The following is a 15,473-nucleotide window of genomic DNA, read 5'->3' as shown; positions in this document are numbered from 1 at the left end:
TTAATAAGAATGAATGTTGAATCAGTATCGGTAACACCATGGAGTTTGATGGTGATGAACCGATACTGGTGTTTTTTTTAGTGAAGTAATCCACTCGTTTCTGTTTGTTTACAAGGTTCGTCCGCCTTGAAATGAGTGACTTTTGTTATCGTAATATCAATCCATAACACACCGTAAACAAAGTGATGCTGTTCACGCTTTCTTGACTCCCAATTCTGAACTAAGAATTTTTCCTAGTTATTCTAAGACCCTCTCTCATGCGGTCGATTTTTAGACTCCTTATTATTTCCCTGTCAAATAACAAACAATGCATGGTCGCAACTATGCCGTGCAGACCTCATAAATAATAAGAGAGTTCACAATGTTAAAGTTCCTAGATCAGGTTCGAAAACCGACGCTGGATCTTCCGGTCGAAACTAGAAGAAAAATGTGGTTTAAACCATTCCTACAATCTTACCTAGTCGTGTTCATTGGTTATCTAACCATGTATTTGATCCGTAAGAACTTCAATGTCGCGCAAAACGACATGATTTCTACTTATGGATTATCGATGACGGATCTAGGTCTTATCGGTCTGGGTTTCTCTATCACTTACGGTATCGGTAAAACTGTCGTTTCCTATTATGCCGATGGTAAAAACACCAAGCAGTTCCTACCATTCATGCTTGTCCTTTCTGGTATCGCTATGCTGGGCTTTAGCTTCAGTATGGGCGGTGGCAGTGCTAGCTTATTCTTGATGGTGGCCTTCTATGCGTTGAGTGGTTTCTTCCAAAGTACCGGCGGTCCTTCAAGCTACTCAACCATCACTAAATGGACGCCTCGTAACAAGCGTGGTTCTTATTTAGGCCTTTGGAATATGTCACACAACGTGGGTGGCGCAGGTGCCGCTGGTGTGGCTCTGTTCGGCGCTAACTACCTATTCGATGGCAACGTGATCGGTATGTTCGTGTTCCCATCCATCATCGCGATTGTGGTTGGCTTTATTGGTATGCGCTTTGGTAATGATTCTCCAGAAGCCTACGGTCTAGGTACGGTTGAAGAGTTGTTTGATGAAGAAGTCAGCGAAGAAGATACGGCTGCTGAAGAAAATCAAATGACTAAGAAAGAGATCTTTGTTGAATACATCCTGAAAAACAAAGTGATCTGGTTGCTCTGCTTCGCGAATATCTTCTTATACATTGTTCGTATCGGTATCGATCAATGGTCTACCGTTTATGCGTATCAAGAGCTAGGTCTATCAAAAGAAACCGCGATTTCAGGTTTCACACTGTTTGAAGTTGGCGCACTGGTCGGCACGCTAATGTGGGGCTATTTATCAGACCTTGCGAATGGACGCCGTGCTTTAGTTGCTTGTGTCTCGCTTGGCCTGATTATCGTTTCGCTAGAGTTCTACCAGCATGCAACGAGTGAGTTCATGTACCTAGCGTCACTGTTTGTGCTTGGTTTCCTAGTATTTGGTCCTCAGTTGCTGATTGGTGTTGCTGCGGTAGGTTTCGTGCCGAAGAAAGCAATCAGTGTTGCGGATGGCGTGAAAGGCACATTTGCTTACTTAATTGGTGATAGCTTTGCCAAACTTGGCCTAGGTATGATTGCGGATGGAACGCCTATTTTCGGCTTAACGGGTTGGAAAGGAACGTTTGCTGCACTCGATACTTCAGCGGCTATTTGTATCGTATTGCTGCTATTCGTTGCGGTTGCCGAAGAGAAGAAGATTCGCCACGCTAAGAAAATGCATTTAGCGGCTCAAAACGCGTAGCGAGTTTGGTGAGCCTGTTCTTGTGTATTTGCTCTCGCGCATTTGTGGTCGCAAAGAGAGTTTCGGGTAGATAGTCTCACGTGATTTATTGGTTTAAAGCACGTGAGATCATACCAATCGTTAGTTCGATTCAGTATCATCTCTATCAATAAACTTAATTTTAGATAGCTCCTGTTGGGGCTATTTTTCTTTCTTACTCTTAATTTTGGTTAATATCATGATTAATGTTGCGCTTGTTGATGACCACGTCATTGTTCGATCTGGCTTTGCTCAATTACTCAGTCTTGAAGCTGATATTACGGTCGTGGGTGAATTCAACTCTGCGGCAGAAGCGCGCCTAGGATTGCCAAGCTGTCACCCTGATGTCGTGATCTTGGATATCTCAATGCAGGACGAAAGTGGCCTGAGCTTATTGGAAGAGATTCCATCTGGCATTGCCAGCATCATGTTGAGCGTTCATGACTCTCCGGCGATGGTTGAGAAGTCATTAGAGTTAGGAGCCAAAGGTTATCTCAGCAAGCGCTGTAGCCCTGATGAGTTAATCCAAGCCGTACACACGAGCGCAAATGGTGGCTGTTATCTCACGCCTGATATCGCCATAAAGCTTGCGACACCCATGAAGAATAAAGCCTCTTTAAATCAGCTCACCCGCAGAGAAAGCGAAGTGTGTCAGTTATTGGCAACAGGGCTCGATGTAAAATCTATCGCCGTAGAGCTAGGGGTTAGCCATAAAACGGTGCATGTACACCGTGCCAATGCGATGGACAAACTCAATGTTAAGAATAACGTCGAGTTAGCGAAACTGTTTACACAAGACCAGTACTAATGCGTTCTTACCTAGCCACCTCCCTGTGTGGGGTTTTTATGGCTGGCTGTGCATGGTTCTGTTTATGGGTTATTGCCTTCTATTTCATTAATGACCCTGAGTTAGCCATTCTGCTTTTCCCGTTTTCACTTCGACTGGGAATGACGCTGCACACTCGCACCCACTATTGGCCTGCCATCTATATTGCAGAGTGGGGGCTCGCGATTGCTTTAGCTCTACTGCTTGATGAACCTCAATGGCTGACGATACTCATCGCCAGTGGATTGAGTATTCCTGCTACGCTAATTGCCAAGCGTTATTATTCTGGTGACCAGAATCGTCACTTGTTAGTGATGGCGAGCTTAATCATGGTCACAGCATTCATTAACGTTGCCGTGGTGGGTTCTCATGTTCCGGCTGTTTACATGGTGTGGTTGGTGAGTATCACCGGCGGACTGATGTTGGTACCGATGTGTTATCTAGTCTGGAACTACCTATTCCAAAACAAGTGGGCGCCACTGAGCTCTTACTTAATCAACAATGTCGTTGAGTTCAAAATCCGTCACATCGCTTTATACAGCGTCTTGTTGGTCGCCAGTATTTTGATACAAACCAGTTTGCCTGATGAGCTAAGACGCTTCGCCCCGTTCTGTATGGCGATCCCTATTATCTTGCTCGCGGTTCGTTACGGGTGGCAAGGTGCTTTGTTAGCGACCCTGTTAAACAGTGTCGCATTGATTGCTGCTCACAGTGGAACATCTAAACTCGAAATTACCGACTTACTCTTGTCTCTATCTGCTCAAACCATCACAGGTATATTGCTTGGTTTAGCGGTTCAAAAGCAGAAAGATCTTAATTTGAAATTGCGGAACGAACTCTCAAGAAATCAAAACCTTTCTCGTCAGTTAGTGACGGCTGAAGAGTCGGTTCGTCGTGATATTGCGCGTGAGTTACATGATGAAATTGGCCAAAACATCACGGCTATTCGCACGCAGGCAAGCATTATTAAACGCGTCGATGCGGCTGAGATGAGTGTTCGCTGTGCGGGTACGATTGAGTCATTGTCTTTGAATGTTTATGACACCACCAAACGTCTACTTACAAAACTAAGACCTAAAATGTTGGACGATCTTGATCTAAAAGATTCCGTGGAACAGCTTATTCGGGAGATGGAGTTTTCGGACCATGGCGTTGATATCCAGTTAAATTGGCAAGGTGATTATTCATGTTTGAGTGACACGCTCAAGGTCACTCTCTTCCGACTGTGTCAAGAATCTTTAAACAATGCCCATAAATATGCTCAAGCGAGCGCAATTAGAATTGAACTGATTTTAGATGAGCAGGCTTACCTTCAAATCACAGACAATGGCGTTGGTTTTACAGCGCAAGATCTTCTTAAAGGAATGGGGGTTCGCGGTATGCAAGAGCGTGTTCAGGCGCTCGGCGGCAAGATGACAATCAACGCTAATGGCTCATCTTCGGGTACCAATATCAGCGTTACATTACCTAAAGTGTGAGAACGAATATGTTTGGATTTCTGCGCTCAACAACGTCAAATACTCATGCTCTAACAGATGATGAAGTCAACCAGAGTTATCGCTACTGGCGTCTCCACATCATGATAGGAATGTATGTCGGCTATGCGGGTTTTTACTTCACTCGTAAAACCTTTAATTATGCCGCGCCCGCAATGATCACTGACCTTGGCTTAGACAAAGGTGATATCGGCTTAATTGGCACGCTCTTTTATCTTTCTTATGGTTTATCGAAATTTATTTCAGGCACGATATCGGATCGCTCAAACCCGCGCTATTTCATGGGGCTTGGCTTAATCGCGACAGGCTTGATCAATATAGCGTTTGGCTTTTCTAGTTCTTTGGCGGTTTTTATCTTGCTTTGGGTGCTCAATGCATGGTTCCAAGGTTGGGGCTGGCCATCGTGTTCTAAGTTATTGACGACTTGGTATTCTCGCTCCGAAAGAGGCTTTCGCTGGGCAATCTGGAATACAGCACATAACGTGGGTGGGGCGCTAATTCCTATTCTTGTGGGTTATCTGACGCTGCAATTCAGTTGGCGAGCGGGGTTTATTTGGCCGGGTGTGATTGGCGTTTTTATTGGTCTGATTGTTTGTTGGCGTTTGCGTGATAAGCCCACCACCATGGGACTTCCGACGGTAGGAAAGTGGCGCAATGACCATCTAGAGTTGGCACAAGAGAGCCACGGGCAAGGGTTAAGCTATCGAGAAATCCTGAAAACCTACGTGTTCAGCAACAAGTATATTTGGTTGCTCGCCTTTAGTTATGTGTTGGTTTACATCGTAAGAACGGCGGTTAACGACTGGGGTAATTTATACTTAACCGAAGAGCACGATTACAGTTTGATCAATGCGAACGCAGCTTTGTCTCTGTTTGAGATTGGTGGCTTTGTTGGGTCACTTGTTGCTGGGTGGGGATCGGATAGGCTGTTTGGTGGCAACCGCGGTCCAATGAACATCCTGTTTGCGATTGGTATCTTCCTCTCGGTATCCGCTTTATGGCTTATGCCTTTAACCAACTTTGTGTTTCAAGCTGCTGGGCTATTTTGCGTTGGCTTTTTTGTTTTTGGTCCTCAAATGCTTATTGGCATGGCGGCGGCAGAATGCTCGCACAAAGACTCTGCTGGGGCGGCGACAGGCTTTGTTGGCTTGTTTGCTTACATGGGTGCAGCACTCTCGGGTTATCCATTAGCGCTCGTTCTAGAAACTTATGGCTGGAGTGGATTCTTCATTACCATCTCTACTTGTGCTGCGGTCATCGGTTTACTGCTACTCCCTTTTCTACAAGCTCAATCACCTCAGAAAAGTGCAGAGGTTTGCTCTGGCTTTTAAGGAGCCTTCTCGATAACAAGATAGTCGCTGGTGTTTGTATTGTTGCTTGTATCGCTGCTGTAACCAGTGCGATACAAGCAGCTATCTGATCCAGCGCTTTCTACTCGTGATATTCAAATGTGACTCTTTTCACGCTTTTCATCGATCTCACCTGTTTCTAAGAATTTTTCCTATTGCGTCTAAGACCTCATCTCATGTGGGTCCTAGCTGCTCTCTGTAGTCTTTCTAATTATTTACGTTATTAGAAATCAGCTCTCTGAATTATGTTCAAAGGGCTCACTATGGAAAACGCCATGTCACTCAGCCACTTCTCAGAACACTCATTTTTCCCAATGGAAAACACCATCCAAAATTATGCATGGGGGAGTATTTCTTCGATACGTGAGCTGTTTGGCTTTAAGAATGAGTCACAAGAGCCGCAAGCGGAAGTTTGGATGGGAGCGCATCCGAAGGGCTGCTCAATGGTTAAGCTTGACCAACATTTGGTACCTCTATCTGAGCTGATTAACAAGAATAAACCCGCTTATCTATCTACTGATATTGCGCAGGAGTTCGGTGAGCTACCGTTCTTGTTTAAGATCTTGGCAGCAGAAAAAGCGCTGTCTGTTCAGGTTCACCCAAACAAGCGCCAAGCTGAAATTGGCTTTGCGAGAGAAGAGCAAGCAAGAATTCCCCTAAACGCAGGGCATCGCAATTACAAAGACTCGAACCACAAACCTGAATTGGTTTACGCGATCACTGAATATCAAGCGATGAATGGCTTTCGAGAATTCGATGAAATATTAGGTCTGTTCAGAAAATTGGATTCGAGCGAGTTGGCTGGCTTGGTTGAAGAGTTTGGTAACAATATTGATTCTCTTGGCTTAGAAGTGTTTTTCCGTGATCTGCTAACTCTAGATGACCAACGTAAACACCGAGCATTAGAGCAACTTCTGACTTACGCAGAGTCTCATCAAGACCAAGCTGAGTTTGCTTTGGTTACTGAGCTTAGCCATCAGTACCCGAACGATATTGGTTTGTTTTGTGTTCTGCTTCTTAACTTGATCACACTAAACCCGGGTGAAGCGATGTATTTGAATGCGAACACTCCGCATGCTTACATTAAGGGAACTGGGCTCGAGATTATGGCAAATTCAGACAACGTGTTGCGAGCAGGTTTAACGCCAAAACACATTGATGTGGCTGAGTTAGTTGCGTGTACAGAGTTTACGCCAATCCCGTTCGAACGCTTGTTGTTAGCGCCCTCAAAACTGGGTCAATGTGATAGTTATGATATTCCTGTCAGTGATTTTGATTTCAATATCTTTCATCGCCCTCAGCAAGAAGAAGTGATCACAAGCGGTGCTGAAATTTTAATGGCAATCGATGATGATCTAACGCTAGTGAGTCAGAAAGGCGAGCATTTAAGCCTTACTAAAGGGCAATCGGTATTTATCCCGGCTTATATTGGTCATTACGAATTGAGCAGTAATGGCCGTGTTGCCAGAGCGTTTAATTAAGGGAGTGCTCAGCTGGAATTGCTATCAAGTTTTGTGAATGAAGATGTTGGCTTAAAGGGCTAATGGAAGAATGAACAAGCCAAATTCATATTGGCTTGTTCATGTTGCCTATCGATTACTTAATAGTCGGCAAGCTTGTTGCTTCCATATTAATCGACATACTCCAAGATTGTTCCTCTCGAATGGACTTAATAGATCCTCGGTTTGCAAGCCAAGCAGTTTGAGTGTCACGAGGTCCGTCATTTTCGAATTGTGTCTCACTTGTTACTTTACATGCAGCAAAGGTACCCGCAGGCACAGTAACTTCTTCTTTACCTAGGTAGGTTTCTTGGTAGTTGAAAGTGGGCAGAAAGTAAGGTCGTCCGTTGATAATTTCATCTAATGACGTTTCTACAGATACAGTCCTTAATCCAGGAGACTCAATACCAATGAATTCACCACTGACTTCGTCATACTCATAGTCATATTGTGATGTTAGCGGTGCATTGGTTGATGTACCGAAATCTACCACTTGATTGATAATCTTTTGATTATCAGCAATTGCCAGTGGCAACACAGCCTTAGCCGAACCCCAGCCTAGTGAGTCATCAGAGTTAAAGCCCTCTTGACCTAGATAGTGATCTTCAGAGCTATATGAATACTCATACCCCATTAAAACACCTTGCGAATCTTTTATATCGACACGCGTCTTTTCTAGGCTACCTGCTAAGTCAGAAATCCAACTTGGAAGTCCGGTGACTAACGTAACATCATTCAGCCAAGAGAAAGTGTCACCCAAGTAGGTAAACTCATAAGTTAGGTTCTGTGTTACTGCTTCCGGCTCCCACATAGGTGTGCGTTGCACATCGTAAACCGTGACGTCATTAGCTGTAGCGATGAACTGAGCATCCGGCAGTGAGTCGAGACAAGCTTGTAGGTTCAGAGGGTGCAGAGGCTGTGGCGTTAATGCGTTATCCAAAATGAACTGTTTAGTTGCTTCGTCAAAGATATAAGCCTCACTACTAGCTTCTTCGATCTCTTTGAAGGTAATACGTACAAAGCCTTCGACTACAGACAAATAAGCGGAGTTATCTTCTTTTTGGTAGTTAGACCAAGTAGCTTGTGAGTGGATAGATTCAGGAATCGTCACTTGACGTAATAGCTCGTCATTTATAGACACATCTTTCCATGATCCGAGTTCTGAAAGTTTGGAGAAAGGAGCTTCCCAATCCCATGCTCTCATGTAGTAAATCACGGTACCGTTAGGCAATAGTTGAGCGAATATATCGCCATTTTCCGTGCCTGCCATCGGAATTAAATCAGCATGATTATTAGACGCTGTGTCATGACGATCTGATTCATCTTCTGCGATAGTCGATGCCAAGGTAGCAAGCCATGTATCGCTGCCATTCTTAAAGGCGCTAATGCCATTACACATGTTATTGAGTGCGGCATATCGTTCTGGATCGTACTCTGCACACCAATCACCTTTGTAAAAGGTATAAATGTCGTCGTGGATATCTTCCACAGACAATTTGTATGCGGTTGTGTTGTCAGGGAACTTTAGACCTGCTGGTATAATGTTAGACCATACATTCTCATCGTCCGTTTGATCCATGATGGAGCGTACATTGAGGCCACTTATATCTAACTGCTTCGCACTAGCGACTTCGTTAAAAATAGAGGTTTTGGATTCTAGGGTTAAGCTTCCATCTTTATTGGGTTTGATACTGGTTAAGGTATCATCGCTCGCTTCCCAACCGTTTTGACTTAATACCATGTTATTTGTGTCAGGGGTATATTCAAACTCAACAAATTGCTCGGCAAAGTAATCATAAATATAACTGGTTTCGGTCACTGAGTTATCTGAATCAGACTTCAATGTTCCATAGGCAACCACTAAATCTTTGCCAGTGTCATTATCGCCGCCAAACCAATTGATACCGTCTGTTTTGATAAGCTTCGCGAGGTCGGCTTGCTTAGAGCCTTTATTTGCCTCATTTTCTTTAATTTTATCTTCGAGATTAGAGTCATCAATGGCGATGTGATCGCGATTAATGCTGCCAGCAATGTCGCTTGGGTTGAAGTTATCTCCAGCTGCTTCAATATTTTTTACGACTTCCTCGAGGACTCGAGTGACTTCTTCATTAATTAATGCGGTGAGTGCTTCGACAGAAATACCGGCGCCCGCTGCTGTTTCTGATAACGCATCCGTGTTCTCTGCCATGACTGAAGCGGTAACTTGAGCAACGCGGTGTAGGTTTTCAAAAGCCGCTTTTTGTGCATCGGCTAAGTCGTTATTGTTTTTGGCTTCGATATAATCTTGCGTTAAATCGAGAGTTGTCCCCAACTTCTCTTGAATAGCTGTTTTAGCTTCTTCTAACGAAGAACCACTCTCTATTTCATTTTGAATCAGAGTCGTTAATGGGCTAATAAATGCGGATTTTGGTGGCGCAGTTAAGCGATAGCTCTTGCTTAGAACGACACCTGGGTTATCGGTATCGATGGTTTGTCCGGCAACCACTTCGATCAACAGAGTACCTTGTTCAAGTTGTTCTTGAGTTAGATTATCAATTGTAAACGAACCATCGTCACCCGTTACGGCACTTGGCTCATCCTTATCACAAACTTTATTACTGTTTAGATCCAAACACGCATTGGCTCCTACCAAATAGCCATCAGCGGCCTTTGCTGTTAAAGACGCTGAAGTTGCTGTTGAACCGCCAGTATCAGTTGTGGAGCTATTTGAACTGTCGCTACCACATCCTGCTATCCCTAGGGCTATTGCCACTGCTAACAGTGAACGTTGACCATTCATGTTAGTTCTCCTATTAAGTTATTGATAAAAATTTACTACTCTGGAATCAATTGGCAGAATGTCATTGATAAATATGACTATTTATAAATTGAATGCCATTGATGAGAAATGTATCAAAGCGGAATGTGGTGGAAATAGCCGGAGTATTTATTCTAGAGACATATCTAACTAGTGGAGTTATATATGCGAGTGATATCTATTGTGAATGTTTGGTGCTTGTAATTTACATACTTATCAATTGTAATTATTATATATCTAGTTGTATTTTATAAACTTTTGCAGCTAAGGTGATAAAGTGAGCATCACTGTCATCAACAATTTGATAGCCAAGTGCCTGATAAAAACTGATGGCGCTGGTGTTACTTCTAAAGCTCGACAGAGTGACTTGGTTTCGTTGTTCTTGATGGGCTTTGTTGTGGATGAGTAACATGGCTTTTTTACCAAGAGACTGACCTTGGTATTGAGGGGAAATGATCAGCAGATGAATATGGTATGTGTTTCCATAAGGCTTAAAGCAGACGAGTCCGACTCTTTCGTTTTTATGGTATATCCAATGAAACCAAGAGGGATGGTAATCGTTTAAAAGTCGCTTACGTTGGAAGTCGTCCTCCCAGCCGAAAACGTTATCTACGTGTATGAAAAGCCCCTGCTTAACAAACGCAAACAGTTCTTCGAATTCGGAACTTGGAACGAGTCGGAGTTGTATATTCTCTTCTTTTATTACCACTCTGCTTGCTTCCTTATCAAACGCCTTTTAATAAGCAAACAGTAACATAATTAAAAAGGTAGTTTTCATCTGTCGTTTGGAATATTTTGATGCAAAAAAGCCATGCGTAGAGCATGGCTTCTGAATTCAATAACAAGGATGTTCTATGCGTTAGTCGTTGTCTTCTGCTTCGATTTCGCTTGCTATGTACTGGTTATTAACCTTGTAAGCTTCTGCCTCAATACGTTGACCATGTAACGTATCGAAACTTAGACCATCTTCATAGCGAGTATTTTGGTTAACGTAGATAGTTTGATTGCCAGAGAACGTTTGAATAACAAAGCTCAATGCTTCGTCATTGGTGCTCTGAACTTCACCTTCAAAATCAACGTCATTATCATTCCAATCTTGTGAATCATCGTTGTGTTCAAATTCTATTTCGGTAGCAACATTTTCGCCGTTAGCTTGTTCCGTTGTTACTTCGACTTCTGTACCTACGGTCAAGTTTGATTGGTTACCATCTTCGTAACGAGTATTGTCATTGATAAAAAAGCGACCTTTGTAGCTTAAATCAAATGATGATTTGTCGTTAGCTACCCAAGTAATAATACCTTCAATTTCTGTATCATTATCGATCTCATCAAAATCTTCGACTTCCACTTCATCTGCTTTCAATAGAGAGCCAGCCATTGAGCCAGTGACTTCAACCCAAAGGCCGTTAGATAATCCATTGCTGCTGTCATCGTTGTCGATGTGGGCAATTGAATAATCAACACTTAGATTAGCACCAAGTTTGAAAGTCGATTCATTTAAATCGCTTATTAGCCCTTCAACTTCAACGGATTCTGTCAAGTTAGAGTGCTCAAACTTAACAACAGAAAGTACTTTGTAACCTGCATTCGCTGTTGGTAAAGAAGAGACCATAACCCAATCGCCATTTTCAATTTCACGTGACAGATCTGTAAAGGTCAATGCGATGCCATTGACTTTAAATGTGCCATTATTGTGGTTGGTGTCTGAAATAAGACCAACGATGGTCGGTTCAAGACCAACTTGAGCCCCGCCAGTGTGAGCTGAAGCGCTACGAGCATTAGATGAAATAGAGACCATCATGTTCTTTTCTAAGTCTGCAATAGCCACGTCCTCACCCGCGTAAGTGGCGCTGTCTACTTGATAGCTATAGCCATTCACAACAATGGTGTTGCCAGAAACAGAGTCAATGGTACCTTGAATTGCTGATGGAGCTTGCGTGTTGTTATCGTTGCTTCCATTGCTATTGCTGTCACTACCGCCACAGCCAGTTAGAATTAAACCGACAACCGAAATCAGCGCTAACTTTTTCATCTATATACTCTTTATTTAGTTTATTGAGGGTGTATCTTATAAACTCAAACGTGAAGCACTCGTGAAGAAAGGTGAAATAAATCGATGAAAGTTTTGATCGTTGATGACAGCCATAATGTTGCAGAAACCATTGCCGATTACCTAGAGTTAGAAGGGATGGTGATCGATTGTGCTTATCATGGTGAAGCGGCGTTGAAGTTAGCGTCTGAGAATCATTATGACGTGATTATTATGGACATCATGATGCCTAAATTGGACGGTATTTCTGCTGTCAAAAAGTTACGAGAAGAGGTGCAGTGCCCTACGCCAATTCTATTTTTAACCGCTAAAGATAGGTTGGACGACAAAATCGCTGCCTTTCAAGCGGGCGGAGATGATTACTTGGTGAAGCCTTTCGCAATGCAAGAGCTCAGTTTAAGGCTCAACGCATTGGCAAGCCGAGGACCACGGCAAGATATTGGAAAGCAGAGTTTTGCCGATATATCTCTCAACTCGCAGACCGACGAGGTATACCGAGAAGGTAGGCTTATTAAGTTGAGTCGTATTCAGCTTAAGATACTAAAAGTCCTTATGCGTCATGCACCAGCGATTGTTTCAAGAACTGAAGTGATTGATTCTGTTTGGGGTGATGAATCGCCAAGCAGTGATGCACTGCGAAGTCATATTTATGGCCTGCGTAACGCGCTCGATAAAGGGTTTGAACATTCACGATTAGAGACTATTCATGGACAAGGTTACCGACTCAAAGCATAACGGCTCAAGCCACGGCGATTACCCGAGCATCTACCGAAAAATTCGCCGCAGCTTTGGTTTGATGACCTTGGTCATGTTCGGGCTTTTCTGGACAGTTATTTATATCGCTGAAAACCAGATGGAAGTGATCAGCCTCCATCACTGGCTAGACACTGAAGCTAACCGTTATACGTCTGAATATCAGTTGCTTGGCGAAGATGCGTTGTTGCCGAATAAAAATGAGTTTTCAACCTATTGGAGTGAAAGAGAACTGCCCAATTGGTTAGCTCGATACAAAGAGCCCGGTTTCTATGAACATCTGTTAGGTACAGAAGATAAACATTTTTACGTATTCGAACACCCGTCAGGCAAAGGGCTGATGTATATCTTGTTTCAAGATGACGCCGACGACTACCTCGACGAGTATGAATGGAGCCTCCACAACTACACCCTCATACTAGGTGGCTTAACCTCCATCTTCATGGTTCTGTATGGGATCTATGTTGTACGCTCGCTGTCGAGGCCACTTAATCAGATAGAAAAGAAAATCGGGCAAATGCACCCTGAGCAGCCAAGTTTTGAAGTTGAGACATCTTACGCTGAAACACGACATATTGAGCAAACGCTTTTAGATTCAAAGAATCACATTTCAGGATTTTTTCAGCGGGAAGAGGAGTTCAATCGATTTGCCTCTCATGAACTTAGAACCCCGATTATGGTGATAAAAGGGTCGGCTGATCTGCTAACTAAAGTACCCAATCAACCTCCTGTTGCGTTAAAAGCGATTAATCGCTTGCAAGAAGCGAGTGAACAGATGCGAGTGCTGACTGAGATGTTTTTGCTGCTTGGTAAAGAGAGTATCGATGAGCATTATTTCGGTCACTATGACTTGGCAGTCGAAGTTCAGAATCAGTTGCTTGAAATGGCGCCTTTGTTTGCCAAGCAGGATGCGAGTTATGATCTGGACGTCAAAGAGACTGTCACTGTGTATGCGCCAGAGAGCTTTATTACTATTGTATTGAATAACTTAATTAAAAATGCGTTTAGCTACAGTATTGGCGATGTTGGAATTGTGGTGACAGGTTCTCAATTAGTGATCACTAACCGTCATGATGGCAACGAGACTTACAATGCTGGCTATGGTTGTGGCCTAGTGATTGTGCAACGAATTTGTGAGCGAATGGGTTGGAGTTTTGAAACTCAAGATGATGGGCTTCAATTCAGTACTTACTTAGATTTCTCAGTGGATAATTAGGTTGGGTAGCAGGTAGTTTCGATTACAAAAAATTAACCCATTGAGAAGGAGAGTAGTGTGGCTAAGTTAGCCACACTAGCATATGAGTTGTTATACGATCTTAAGTGCGTGATGGCGTGTGAGCTGTTTGTGTAGCGAGTCTTTTAGCTCCATGCGTTCTACTTTGAGGTTGTGCATGCTGTCGTCATCGATAGGGCTGCCAGAGATTTCTAGCTGACGGATGTCGTAGTCGAGTTGGTGGTATTTCTGCATGTCTGCTTTGAATTTTTCGTCGTCGTGGTTGAGCTGAACAATGTCTAATTTAAGATCTGGGAAATCTAAGATAAAGGCATGGTTTTCATTGAGCATTGGCACTTCCTCACTTGTCTAATTAACTTCAGTATAGAGCCTATTTTTGAAGATAAATGTGTTCCTAAACACAAAGCGAGAGCAGGATCAAAAAAGGGCATTAGCGTTCCATTGTGGATGCGCTAATACCCTTCGTTATTTTAGTAGGAGCAAATACTACTTCGCTTTCTTGCTAGAGCGTTGTTGCTCTTTGTGTGCAAGCTTCTCTTTTTTGCGTTGCTCGATAAGATGAGCAGCTTCGCCACCTACGTGGGTTTCACCACGCGCATTTGATAGCTGAACTTGCTTTTCACGTTCACGGAAACGCGCTTTTTGCTCGTCGCTGTGCTTATCAACACATTTAGGGCAGCTTACGCCTTTCTCGAAGTGCTCAGAGGCTTTGTCTTCGTCAGTGATTGGCAGACGACAAGCGTTACACACATCGTAGCCGCTCTTTTCTAGCTGGTGGTTTACCGCAACACGACCGTCAAATACGTAGCAATCGCCTTCCCACATGCTCTCTTCTTCAGGTACTTCTTCTAGATACTTAAGAATGCCGCCTTCAAGGTGGTAAACCTCATCAAAACCTTGTTCTTTCATGTAGGCTGTTGATTTTTCGCAACGAATACCACCAGTACAGAACATTGCAACTTTCTTGTGCTTCTTAGGATCAAGATTGTCTTCAACGTATTGAGGGAATTCACGGAAGGTTTCTGTGTTTGGGTTTACAGCATTTTTGAATGTGCCGATGTCCACTTCGTAGTCGTTACGAGTATCAACCAGAATCACATCTGGATCAGAAATCAGCGCATTCCATTCGTTTGGTTTCACGTAAGTGCCGACAACGTGGCGTGGGTCGATGCCCTCAACGCCCATGGTTACGATCTCTTTCTTAAGCTTAACCTTGGTACGGTTGAATGGTTGTTCTTCGTTGAACGACTCTTTGTAAACCACATCAGCCAAACGAGAATCTTGTTTGAACCATTTAAGAAGAGCGTCGATAGATTCGCGCTTACCTGCAACGGTGCCGTTGATACCTTCACTCGCAAGTAACAAAGTACCGCGGATTTGGTTGGCTTCTAAAACATCAGTGAGTGGCTGGCGAATTTCTTGGTAATCATCAAGTGCTACGAATTTATACAGAGCACATACAACATATTGAGACATGGTTTCTCCTTTCTGCGAGCTGGAACGTAAATCCAGAGCGGTTGCCTGTTTTGATCAAAACTTAGTATTTCAACTTAGTTCAGTCTGTTGGCTTATTAAAATCAGCCGCAGTATAACTAAGGCGGTACGGGACAAAAACCAACCAAAGGTAGGGCTATTTATCAACAAATGTTATGTGGATTTACTATTTAAGAAACCGAGTTATTTCACCATCTTTCT

12 protein-coding genes are annotated in these 15,473 nt (G+C 43.3%); 7 read left to right on the top strand and 5 right to left on the bottom strand.

Annotated features, from left to right (window positions below):
* Nucleotides 1-361 precede the first annotated feature (361 nt).
* From uhpT to manA, 5 genes are all read left to right on the top strand, one after another.
* A complete protein-coding gene (gene uhpT / locus AB8613_RS17945; protein WP_102398465.1) occupies nt 362-1,756 on the top strand; it encodes a hexose-6-phosphate:phosphate antiporter in 1,395 nt (464 codons plus the stop codon).
* 217 nt (nt 1,757-1,973) lie between these two features.
* Nucleotides 1,974-2,582, top strand: coding sequence for a transcriptional regulator UhpA (gene uhpA / locus AB8613_RS17940; RefSeq protein WP_017061545.1), 609 nt, complete (start codon nt 1,974-1,976; stop codon nt 2,580-2,582).
* Nucleotides 2,582-4,078 (top strand): signal transduction histidine-protein kinase/phosphatase UhpB, encoded by a 1,497-nt coding sequence (gene uhpB / locus AB8613_RS17935; RefSeq protein ID WP_372385449.1) that lies wholly within the window; start codon nt 2,582-2,584, stop codon nt 4,076-4,078. Before uhpA ends, uhpB begins: the two co-directional genes overlap by 1 nt.
* An 8-nt stretch (nt 4,079-4,086) precedes the next feature.
* The gene (locus AB8613_RS17930; protein ID WP_372385448.1) at nt 4,087-5,427 is read left to right on the top strand and encodes an MFS transporter; all 1,341 of its coding nucleotides are present in this window, start codon (nt 4,087-4,089) and stop codon (nt 5,425-5,427) included.
* Nucleotides 5,428-5,720: 293 nt separating this feature from the next.
* Nucleotides 5,721-6,926 carry a mannose-6-phosphate isomerase, class I gene (gene manA, locus AB8613_RS17925; RefSeq protein WP_372385793.1) on the top strand — a complete coding sequence of 402 codons (1,206 nt, stop codon included), beginning with the start codon at nt 5,721-5,723 and terminating at the stop codon, nt 6,924-6,926.
* A 115-nt stretch (nt 6,927-7,041) separates the two neighbouring features.
* On the opposite strand, the gene AB8613_RS17920 is transcribed toward manA, so the two are convergent.
* The 3 genes from AB8613_RS17920 to AB8613_RS17910 all read right to left on the bottom strand — a co-directional run bounded on the left by AB8613_RS17920 (nt 7,042) and on the right by AB8613_RS17910 (nt 11,773).
* Nucleotides 7,042-9,723, bottom strand: coding sequence for a hypothetical protein (locus tag AB8613_RS17920; protein WP_372385447.1), 2,682 nt, complete (start codon nt 9,721-9,723; stop codon nt 7,042-7,044).
* Between the two features lie 247 nt (nt 9,724-9,970).
* A complete protein-coding gene (locus tag AB8613_RS17915; protein WP_372385446.1) occupies nt 9,971-10,450 on the bottom strand; it encodes a GNAT family N-acetyltransferase in 480 nt (159 codons plus the stop codon).
* A 150-nt stretch (nt 10,451-10,600) separates the two neighbouring features.
* Nucleotides 10,601-11,773 (bottom strand): DUF5666 domain-containing protein, encoded by a 1,173-nt coding sequence (locus tag AB8613_RS17910; protein WP_327784579.1) that lies wholly within the window; start codon nt 11,771-11,773, stop codon nt 10,601-10,603.
* 84 nt (nt 11,774-11,857) lie between these two features.
* Between AB8613_RS17910 and AB8613_RS17905 the strand changes: the two genes are divergently transcribed.
* Both AB8613_RS17905 and AB8613_RS17900 read left to right on the top strand, forming a co-directional pair.
* Nucleotides 11,858-12,526 (top strand): response regulator transcription factor, encoded by a 669-nt coding sequence (locus tag AB8613_RS17905; protein WP_146492564.1) that lies wholly within the window; start codon nt 11,858-11,860, stop codon nt 12,524-12,526.
* Nucleotides 12,498-13,760 (top strand): sensor histidine kinase, encoded by a 1,263-nt coding sequence (locus tag AB8613_RS17900; RefSeq protein ID WP_372385444.1) that lies wholly within the window; start codon nt 12,498-12,500, stop codon nt 13,758-13,760. Before AB8613_RS17905 ends, AB8613_RS17900 begins: the two co-directional genes overlap by 29 nt.
* A gap of 90 nt (nt 13,761-13,850) precedes the next feature.
* Here the strand turns inward: AB8613_RS17900 and AB8613_RS17895 are convergent, their stop codons facing one another.
* Nucleotides 13,851-14,108 carry a YdcH family protein gene (locus AB8613_RS17895; RefSeq protein ID WP_009846137.1) on the bottom strand — a complete coding sequence of 86 codons (258 nt, stop codon included), beginning with the start codon at nt 14,106-14,108 and terminating at the stop codon, nt 13,851-13,853.
* A 156-nt stretch (nt 14,109-14,264) separates the two neighbouring features.
* Nucleotides 14,265-15,254 (bottom strand): rhodanese-related sulfurtransferase, encoded by a 990-nt coding sequence (locus tag AB8613_RS17890; protein WP_146492562.1) that lies wholly within the window; start codon nt 15,252-15,254, stop codon nt 14,265-14,267.
* Nucleotides 15,255-15,473: the final 219 nt, after the last annotated feature.

This window comes from Vibrio sp. BS-M-Sm-2 (genome assembly GCF_041504345.1).
GTDB lineage: Bacteria > Pseudomonadota > Gammaproteobacteria > Enterobacterales > Vibrionaceae > Vibrio > Vibrio satsumensis.
The sequence above is the reverse complement of the archived record's forward strand: the minus strand, read 5'-3'. Positions and strand labels throughout refer to the sequence as shown.

Excerpts from the sequence above, each read along its gene's own strand:
- AB8613_RS17920 (WP_372385447.1), bottom strand. The coding sequence starts at position 9,723 with ATGAATGGTCAACGTTCACTGTTAGCAGTGGCAATAGCCCTAGGGATA.
- uhpT (WP_102398465.1), top strand. The coding sequence starts at position 362 with ATGTTAAAGTTCCTAGATCAGGTTCGAAAACCGACGCTGGATCTTCCG.
- AB8613_RS17905 (WP_146492564.1), top strand. The coding sequence starts at position 11,858 with ATGAAAGTTTTGATCGTTGATGACAGCCATAATGTTGCAGAAACCATT.
- AB8613_RS17930 (WP_372385448.1), top strand. The coding sequence starts at position 4,087 with ATGTTTGGATTTCTGCGCTCAACAACGTCAAATACTCATGCTCTAACA.
- AB8613_RS17910 (WP_327784579.1), bottom strand. The coding sequence starts at position 11,773 with ATGAAAAAGTTAGCGCTGATTTCGGTTGTCGGTTTAATTCTAACTGGC.
- AB8613_RS17890 (WP_146492562.1), bottom strand. The coding sequence starts at position 15,254 with ATGTCTCAATATGTTGTATGTGCTCTGTATAAATTCGTAGCACTTGAT.
- AB8613_RS17895 (WP_009846137.1), bottom strand. The coding sequence starts at position 14,108 with ATGCTCAATGAAAACCATGCCTTTATCTTAGATTTCCCAGATCTTAAA.
- manA (WP_372385793.1), top strand. The coding sequence starts at position 5,721 with ATGTCACTCAGCCACTTCTCAGAACACTCATTTTTCCCAATGGAAAAC.
- uhpA (WP_017061545.1), top strand. The coding sequence starts at position 1,974 with ATGATTAATGTTGCGCTTGTTGATGACCACGTCATTGTTCGATCTGGC.
- AB8613_RS17900 (WP_372385444.1), top strand. The coding sequence starts at position 12,498 with ATGGACAAGGTTACCGACTCAAAGCATAACGGCTCAAGCCACGGCGAT.
- uhpB (WP_372385449.1), top strand. The coding sequence starts at position 2,582 with ATGCGTTCTTACCTAGCCACCTCCCTGTGTGGGGTTTTTATGGCTGGC.